The organism is Erwinia phyllosphaerae (genome assembly GCF_019132875.1).
Classification (GTDB): domain Bacteria; phylum Pseudomonadota; class Gammaproteobacteria; order Enterobacterales; family Enterobacteriaceae; genus Erwinia; species Erwinia phyllosphaerae.
Genome location: NZ_JAHSPF010000009.1, coordinates 200,252 through 208,956 on the forward strand (window position 1 = coordinate 200,252; position 8,705 = coordinate 208,956).

At 60.4% G+C, this 8,705-nt stretch carries 5 protein-coding genes; all 5 read left to right on the plus strand.

What is annotated here, in order from left to right; genetic code table 11:
• Positions 1-1,878 (plus strand): type VI secretion system baseplate subunit TssF, encoded by a 1,878-nt coding sequence (tssF, locus tag KUE00_RS16530; RefSeq protein ID WP_246761012.1) that lies wholly within the window; start codon positions 1-3, stop codon positions 1,876-1,878.
• Entirely contained in the window at positions 1,875-2,924 is a 1,050-nt protein-coding gene (tssG, locus tag KUE00_RS16535; protein WP_246761013.1) for a type VI secretion system baseplate subunit TssG, read from the plus strand. Before tssF ends, tssG begins: the two co-directional genes overlap by 4 nt.
• Before the next feature lie 64 nt (positions 2,925-2,988).
• Complete coding sequence (gene tssH / locus KUE00_RS16540; RefSeq protein WP_246761014.1) at positions 2,989-5,607, plus strand: type VI secretion system ATPase TssH; 2,619 nt, start codon at positions 2,989-2,991, stop codon at positions 5,605-5,607.
• Between the two features lie 15 nt (positions 5,608-5,622).
• Positions 5,623-7,101 (plus strand): serine/threonine protein kinase, encoded by a 1,479-nt coding sequence (locus tag KUE00_RS16545; RefSeq protein WP_246761015.1) that lies wholly within the window; start codon positions 5,623-5,625, stop codon positions 7,099-7,101.
• Positions 7,102-7,191: 90 nt separating this feature from the next.
• A partial coding sequence (locus tag KUE00_RS16550) for a type VI secretion system Vgr family protein (protein WP_246761016.1) occupies positions 7,192-8,705 on the plus strand: 1,514 nt, incomplete at its 3' end.

The following is an 8,705-nucleotide window of genomic DNA, read 5'->3' on the forward strand; positions in this document are numbered from 1 at the left end:
ATGGACAGCAAACTGCTCGATTATTACAACCGTGAACTGGCGTACCTGCGCGAAATGGGGGCGGAGTTTGCCGAACGCTATCCCAAAGTCGCCGGGCGGCTGGGCATGAGCGGCATAGATGTGGCCGATCCCTACGTCGAGCGATTGATGGAAGGCTTCGCCTTTCTGACCTCTCGCGTACAGCTAAAAATGGACGCCGAGTTCCCGCGCTTTTCCCAGCGCATGCTGGAGATGATTGCGCCTAACTATCTGTCACCGGTGCCTTCGATGGCGATTGCCGAACTGTATCCCGACGGCAAAAAAGGCGATATCAGCGGCGGCTTTCTGGTGCCGCGCGGCACCATGATGGATAGCCAGACGCTGAAAAAAAGCGGCGTCACCTGTAGCTACGCCACGGCGCACGACGTCGTGCTGCAACCGCTGCGGATTAGCCAGGTAGAACTGGGCGGCGTACCTGCGGATATCCCGCTTGCCGGAATGGGACTGAGCCAGCGCGGCGCGGTCAGCGCGCTGCGTATTCGGCTGGAATGCTTTAGCGAGGTGGCGTTAAACCATCTTACTTTCAAAGACCTGATGTTTTTCTTAAGCGGCCCCGATATTCAGGCACAGCAGCTGCTGGAGCTAATAATGCAGCACACCGTCGGCAGCTTTTGCCAGACGGTAGAGAAGAACCCACAGCGTATTGTGCTGGACGACGACGCGCTGAAGCAGGAAGGTTTTGCTGCCGATCAGGCGCTATTGCCGGAAGATCTGCGCAACTTCGACGGCTACCGGCTGCTACAGGAATATTTTGCTTTTCCGGCGCGCTTCCAGTTTGTCAGCGTCAGCAGCCTGGGCGAGCTGCCGCTGCGCTGTGGGCCAGAGGTAAACGCGTTTGAAATCGTGCTGCTGCTCGACAAGGCCGACGCGGCGCTGGAAAGAGTGATCGATAAAAGCCATCTGGCGCTGCACTGTACGCCGGTGATTAATCTGTTTCCGAAAACGGCGGAGCGGCAGAAAATCAGCGACAGCGTGCATGAATATCATCTGGTGGTCGACAACATCCGCCCGCTGGATTACGAAATCTATTCGGTGAAGAAGCTTTACGCCACGGGCGATCGGCAGCAGCAAGAACAGATATTCAGGCCGTTCTGGAGCACGTTCAGCCGCGACGAAGGCGACTATGGTGCTTATTTCTCGCTGCGTCGCGAGCAGCGCACGCTGTCGGAACGGGCGCAGCGCTACGGCACGCGTACCGGCTATATTGGTTCAGAAGTTTTCTTGTCGCTGGTAGATGAACGTCATTCGCCGTGGCGTAACGATTTACGTCATCTGACGGCGGAAGTGATGTGCACCAGCCGCGATCTGCCTTTAATGCTGCTGGCGCAGGAGCAGGGCAACTTTATGATGGCGGACTCGGTGCCGGTCAGCCAGTTGACGTTGCGGAAAGGCCCCACGCCGCCGCGTCCGGCGCTGGCGGAAGGGCTGGCTACCTGGCGGCTGATCAGCCATTTGCAGATGAACTATTTAAGCCTGATGGACAGTGACGACGGCCAGGGCGCAACGGCGCTGCGCCAGCTGCTGGGGCTGTATGCCAACCTGGCGGAAGCGCCAGTCGCACGACAGATTGAAGGCATTCGTCATTGCCAGCTTAAACCGGTAAGCCGCCGCGTGCCGGAGCCGGGCCCGATTGTGTTTGCGCGCGGCATCGGCATTGAATTGAGCGTTGACGAGCAGGCGTTTTCCGGTGCAAGCCCGTGGCTGTTGGGCAGCGTGCTGGAGCAGGTGTTTGCCAGACTGGTGGCAATTAACAGCTTTACCGAGCTGACGCTAACCAGCCAGCAGCGCGGCGAGGTCGGCTATTGGCCGGCGCGGATGGGGAAAAGGGCGCTGATATGAACGTGCTGCAAATTCGCAAAGCGCAGCGGCTGCCGGAAGAATTCTGGTCAGGGGTAACGCAGGCGCCCTGGCGCTATGATCTCTTTCAGCTGCTGCGTCGGCTGGATGCCCAGAGCGGCGAGCGTTATCCGCTGGGCCGTGCGCCTTTGCCGCGCCACGAACCGTTGCGTATTGGTCAGGAGCCGTCGCTGGCTTTTGCGCCCGCCACGCTGTCAAAGGCCGCCCCGCGCGACAATACGCCGCTGCACGATATTTCGATTTTAAGCTTTGGCCTGTTTGGCCCCAACGGCCCGCTGCCAACGCACCTGACGGAATATGCCCGCGAGCGCATCACGCACCATCAGGACAGCAGCATGTCGGCCTTTGTCGATCTGTTCCATCACCGCCTGACGCTGCTGTTTTATCGCGCCTGGGCCGATGCGCAGCCGACGGTGTCGCTGGATCGCGAAGACAACCAGCGCTTCGATCGCTATCTGGCCAGCCTGATCGGCATGGGCCAGCCGGGCCAGCTGGAAAAAGGCAGCCTGAGCGACCACTCGCGCTATGCGGTGGCCGGACATCTGACTCGTCATGGACGCGATGTTGAAGGCCTGCAAAAAATACTTAGCCACTATTTCAACGTGCCGGTAAAGCTGGTGGGAAACGTGCCGCACTGGCTGCCGATTGATAACCGCGAGCGGGCAAAGCTGGGGGCGGGAAGACGCGCGCCAAAGCTGGGCGAGTCAATGTTTCTGGGCGTGGCGGTACGCGACGTGCAGCATAAGTTTCGTATTGAGCTGGGCCCGATGCCGCTGGAAACCTATAACCGCTTTCTGCCTGGCGAACCCTGGACAATCGCGCTGCGCGACTGGGTACGTCAATATCTGGGCATTGAATACGTCTGGGAACTCCGGCTGATTTTAGCGCAGAACGACGCGCGCGGTATCCGGCCAGGCGATTCGTCACGACTGGGTTTTAACAGCTGGCTCGGCCATACAAAAGAAGACCGACCGCTGCATGATTTAACCTTCAGCCCGGAACCGGCGGAGCAGATTGCTACCCGGTAAACAGGCCACTCTCTCTGCTTCACGGCAATGCTATTCCATCAGTCATCAACTATCTGGAACCACCATGTCAGAAATTAGCCGCGCCGTACTGTTCGGCAAACTGGACACGCTGTTATTTACCTCGCTGGAAAGCGCCACCGCCTTTTGTAAACTGCGCGGCAATCCCTATGTGGAGCTGGTGCACTGGCTGCATCAGCTTATGCAACAGCAGGACGGCGATCTGCAACAGCTGATCCGCTATTTTTCCCTGGATGAAGCGGCGCTTACGCGCGATATCGTGGCAGCGCTGGATCGTTTGCCGCGTGGAGCCAGTGCGGTTTCGGATCTGTCGGAACATATCGATAGCGCGGTTGAGCGCGCGTGGGTTTACGGCTCGCTGAAGTTTGGCGTGCAGAAAATTCGCGGCGGTCATTTGCTGATTGGCCTGCTAAAAACCTTTAACCTGGCGAACGTGCTGAAGGGCATTTCTCCGCAGTTTGGCCGCATCAGCGCCGACGCGCTGCTGGAGCAGTTCGATAGCGTCTTCGGCAACAGCAAAGAGACCAACGTTACCGCAGCGCCTGTACAGGATGGCGCGGTGCCGCCGCAGCAAAGCACGCTGGCGCAGTATGCGCAGGATCTGACGGCGCGCGCGCGTGACGGCAAGATCGACCCGATCGCCGGACGCGACGAAGAGATCCGCCAGATGGTGGATATTTTGATGCGCCGTCGTCAGAACAACCCCTTGCTGACTGGCGAAGCGGGCGTCGGCAAAACGGCGGTGGTAGAAGGGCTGGCGCTGCGTATGGCCTCTGGGGACGTGCCGGAACCGTTGCAGAACGTACAGCTGTGGCTGCTGGATATCGGCATGTTGCAGGCCGGTGCGGGTATGAAGGGCGAATTTGAGGCGCGGCTGCAGGCGCTGATCAACGAAGTTCAGTCCAGCCCAACGCCGATTATTCTGTTTATCGATGAGATCCATACCCTGATTGGCGCAGGCGGCCAGCAAGGCACCGGCGACGCCGCAAATCTGCTGAAGCCTGCGCTGGCTCGCGGTCAGCTGCGTACCATCGGCGCGACAACCTGGGCGGAATACAAAAAATATATCGAAAAAGATCCGGCGCTGACCCGTCGCTTCCAGACCGTACAGGTACAGGAGCCCGATGAAGAAAAAGCGCTGCTGATGCTGCGCAGCACCGTAAGCCCGCTGGAAAAGCATCACCGCGTGCTGCTACTGGATGAAGCGGTAGCGGCGGCCGTAAAACTTTCCCATCGCTATATTCCGGCGCGTCAGCTGCCTGATAAAGCCGTGGCGCTGCTGGATACCGCCTGCGCCCGCGTCGCCGTCAGCCAGAGCGCTCAGCCGCCGCAGCTGGAAGACTGTTTGCATCGCATTCACGCGCTGGAGATCGAAAGAGAGATAGCGGAACGCGAAGCGAAAGTAGCCATTGGCGACGCAGGCCGCGTGGTGAAAATCGACGAGCAGCTTGCTGAACTGGCCAGTCAGCGTGACGAGCTTAACGCCCGCTGGCAGCACGAGCGCGAGCTGGTAGATGCGATTATCGCCTTGCGCGCGCAGCTGCACGACGACGAAGCGGAAGACGTTGCCGCCGTTCACCAACAGCTTGCCGGGCAGCAGCAACAGCTGAAAACGCTTCAGGGCGAAGCGCCGCTGCTGTTTGCGGCAGTGGATGCCAACGTAGTCGCCGCCGTGGTTTCTGACTGGACGGGTATCCCGCTGGGCCGCATGGTTAAAAACGAGATCGAGGCGGTTCTGAAACTGGCCGACACGCTGAACGAGCGCGTTATCGGTCAGCGTCACGGTCTGGATCTGATTGCCAAACGCGTACGTACCTCCCGTGCGCGGCTGGATGACCCTAATAAACCGGTTGGCGTATTTATGCTGTGCGGCCCGTCTGGCGTCGGGAAAACCGAAACCGCGCTGGCGCTGGCCGAAACGCTGTACGGCGGTGAGCAGAACATTATCACCATCAACATGAGCGAGTTCCAGGAAGCGCATACCGTTTCCACGCTGAAGGGCGCGCCTCCGGGCTATGTGGGCTACGGCGAAGGCGGCGTGCTGACCGAGGCCGTGCGCCGTCGACCTTACAGCGTGGTGCTGCTGGACGAGATCGAGAAAGCGCACCCCGACGTGCACGAAATCTTCTTCCAGGTCTTTGATAAAGGCTGGATGGAAGATGGCGAGGGACGCCATATCGATTTCCGCAACACGTTGATTATTCTTACCTCCAACGTAGGTACGCAGCTGATCGGTGCCATGTGCGCCGATCCGGAACTGGTGCCGGAGCCGGATGCGCTGGCCGCCGCGCTGCGCGGGCCGCTGCTGGAAGTCTTCCCACCAGCCTTGCTGGGCCGCCTGCTGGTAGTGCCTTACTATCCGCTGAGCGATGAGATGCTCGCCAGCATTGTGCGTTTGCAGCTGAACCGCATCCAGCGCCGTCTGGAGCAGAATCACGGCATCGTTTCCGAAGTGGATGACAGCGTTATTGCCTGTATTGTTCAGCGCTGCACCGAGGTAGAATCCGGCGGCCGCATGGTCGATGCCATCCTTACCAACACGCTGCTGCCGCAGATGAGCCAGTTACTGCTGGATGCTCAGCGGCGTGAACAACAGTATCAACGCCTGCGCGTAACCCTGCACGACGGCGAGTTTCAGTGTCAGTTTGCGGCGATCGCGCCCTAGAGAGAGTTGTCCAATATGTCAGAACAAGATATTCCGCGAGCCATTCCGAATGCGCTGCCGGTGGGCTACCGCTTTAACGAGTTTGAAATTAAAGAGGTGATTGGCGGTGGCGGCTTCGGCATCGTTTACCGTGCCTGGGATCACCAGCTTGAGCGCACCATCGCCATCAAAGAGTTTATGCCCGCCTCGCTGGCGGTGCGTAACGACGACCTGACGCTGGTGCTGCGCAGCGAACGTTTCAGCAAAACGTTTCACGCCGGGCTGAACAGCTTTATTCAGGAAGCGAGGCTGCTGGCGCGCTTTAATCATCCCAACCTGCTGCACGTGCTGCGGTTTTGGGTGCAGAACGATACCGCCTATATGGGCACGGCGTTTTATACCGGCACAACGCTGTCGCAGCTGCACAACCGTCGCCCGGAGATGATTAGCGAAGCCTGGATCCGCTGCCTGCTGCCGCCGCTGTTTGGGGCCATCAACACTATTCATCGCGAAGGCTACCTGCACCGCGATATCTCGCTGGATAATATCCAGATTCAGGAAAACGGCGTGCCGGTGCTGCTGGACTTCGGTTCGGCGCGTAAGGCTATCGGCAACCTTTCTGACGAAACCGAAACCATGCTTAAGCCGGGTTTTGCGCCGATTGAGCAGTACAGCGACGATAACGAAAGCGAGCAGGGCACCTGGACCGATATCTATGCGCTGGGTGCAGTGCTGCATACGCTGATTGTCGGTTCGCCGCCGCCGGTCAGCGTGGTGCGCAGCATTGAAGATAACTATAAGCCGCTGGTGCAGCTGAAGCCGGAAGGATATTCGCTGCCGTTGCTGCATGCTATCGATCGCGCGCTGGCGCTCCAGCCGGAAGATCGTCCGCAGACGGTCGATCAGTTTGCCGCGCTGATGGAGCTTTCCGCCAGCGATATCAACGAGATCCATGAGGTGAAGGTCAGCGGGCCTGGCACCATGCTGGTGCCGGTGGCTGAAGAAGAGCAGCCCGTGCCGAAAGCAACTGGCCTGAAGCGCTTTATGGTGCCGGGACTGATTGCGGCGGGTGTGCTGGTGGGTATTGGCGTCGGCGCGCTAATCGCCGGTGGCGCTAGTGATAATTCACCGCAAACGGCTGCGAGTTCTGCTCCAGCAGCAACGGCTGCGGGTACGGATGCCGCGTCATCGCCAACGGAAGTTGCTAAGGCTTCGGCCGCCTCTTCTACTGTGCCGGCCGCTGCACAACCTGTAGAAACGGCCGCTGCGCCGCAGGCGGCTGAACCGCCACCGCCGCCGGAACCTGTCGCGCAGGTTTATCTTAAGCTGCTGCCGGGCGACAAAGTGGCAATGAACGGCAATCCGCAGGCGCTGGTGCCGTCGCCAAACGGTTTTGCTATGCTGCAACTGCCGCCGGGCGACTACCGCTTTAGCGTCAGCAACAACGGCCAGACGCGTAGCCAGACCATCACCGTTGACAGCGAAGGCGTGTGGCTGCTGAATCCACAAAGCTGAGCCTGCATTAGCTGTTCGGTTTTACCCTCCATTCCGCAATAAATCCTTACCCGCCCGGCATCGCCGGGCCTGCCAGTCCGGGAAAAAATTATGTTTGATCGAATCACCGTCCTCCTGCCGGTCGAGGGTCTGCTGTTCTGGAAGCTCAGCGGCCGCGAGCGGCTTTCCGAATCCTTTGAACTGACCGTGGAGCTGCTCAGCACCGACGCGCGCATCGACCGCAAAACGCTGCTGGGCCAGCCGATAACCGTCTGCATCCCCACGCAGGGATTGACCACCACGCGCTACCTGAACGGCAAAATCACCCAGGCGGGCGTCTACAGCCAGGAGCTGAGCGGCACGCGCTACGCGGTCTATCGCCTGGTGATGGAGCCGGACCTGTGGCCGATGAAGCGCGACCGCAATCTGCGCATCTTCCAGGGCCAGACGGTGGTGCAGATACTGAAAACCCTGCTGGGCGAGTACGGCGTGACGGTGGAGGACAGGCTGACCGGCAGCTACCGCGTGTGGGACTACTGCGTGCAGTACCAGGAGAGCAGCTTCGACTTTATCAGCCGCCTGATGGAGCTGGAGGGCATCTACTACGGCTTCCGCCACGAGATGGACAAACACACGATGGTGCTGGCGGACAGCGCGCGGCAGCACCAGCCGTTCGCGGGCTACGAGGTCATTCCGTACCACGCCACGCCGTCCGGCGGCAGCACCGGCGAGGAGGGCATCAGCGTCTGGGAGCTGCAGGACAGCGTGACGCCGGGCATCTACAGCATCGACGACTACGACTTCCGCAAGCCGAACGCGTGGATGCTGCAGGCGCGGCAGAACCCGGCGTCACCGGTACCGGGGCAGATTGACGTCTACGACTGGCCGGGGCACTTCGTTGACCACGACCACGGCGAGTTTTATGCCAGAATCCGCCAGGAAGTGTGGCAGGTGGAGCATCAGCAAATCAGCGCCGTGGGCACCGCGCTGGGCCTGGCGCCGGGCAGCACCTTTACGCTGCTGAACGCGCCGTTCTTCAGCGACAACGGCGAGTACCTGACGGTGAGCGCGTACTACGACTTCGAGGAGAACCGCTACGCCAGCGGCAGCGACGGCAGCACGAAGCACAACATTGCCATTGAGGTTATCCCGTCGGAGGTGACGTTCCGCGCGCCGCCGAAAACGCCGTGGCCGCGCACGCACGGGCCGCAGACGGCGAAGGTGGTGGGGCCGAAGGGCGAATCCATCTGGACGGATAAATATGGCCGCATCAAGGTGAAGTTCCACTGGGACCGGCTGGCGAAGGGCGACGACACCAGTTCGTGCTGGGTACGGGTGTCAAGCGCCTGGGCGGGCCAGGGGTATGGCGGCGTGCAGGTCCCGCGCGTGAACGACGAGGTGGTGATTGACTTTATCAACGGCGATCCGGACCGGCCAATCGTCACGGGGCGGGTCTACAACGAGGCGAGCATGCCGCCGTGGGCGCTGCCGGCAGCGGCCACGCAGATGGGCTTTCTGAGTCGCACCAAGGACGGCAACCCGGACAATGCCAACGCGCTGCGCTTTGAAGACAAGGCGGGCGAGGAGCAGGTGTGGATCCAGGCGCAGAAGAATATGGATACCAA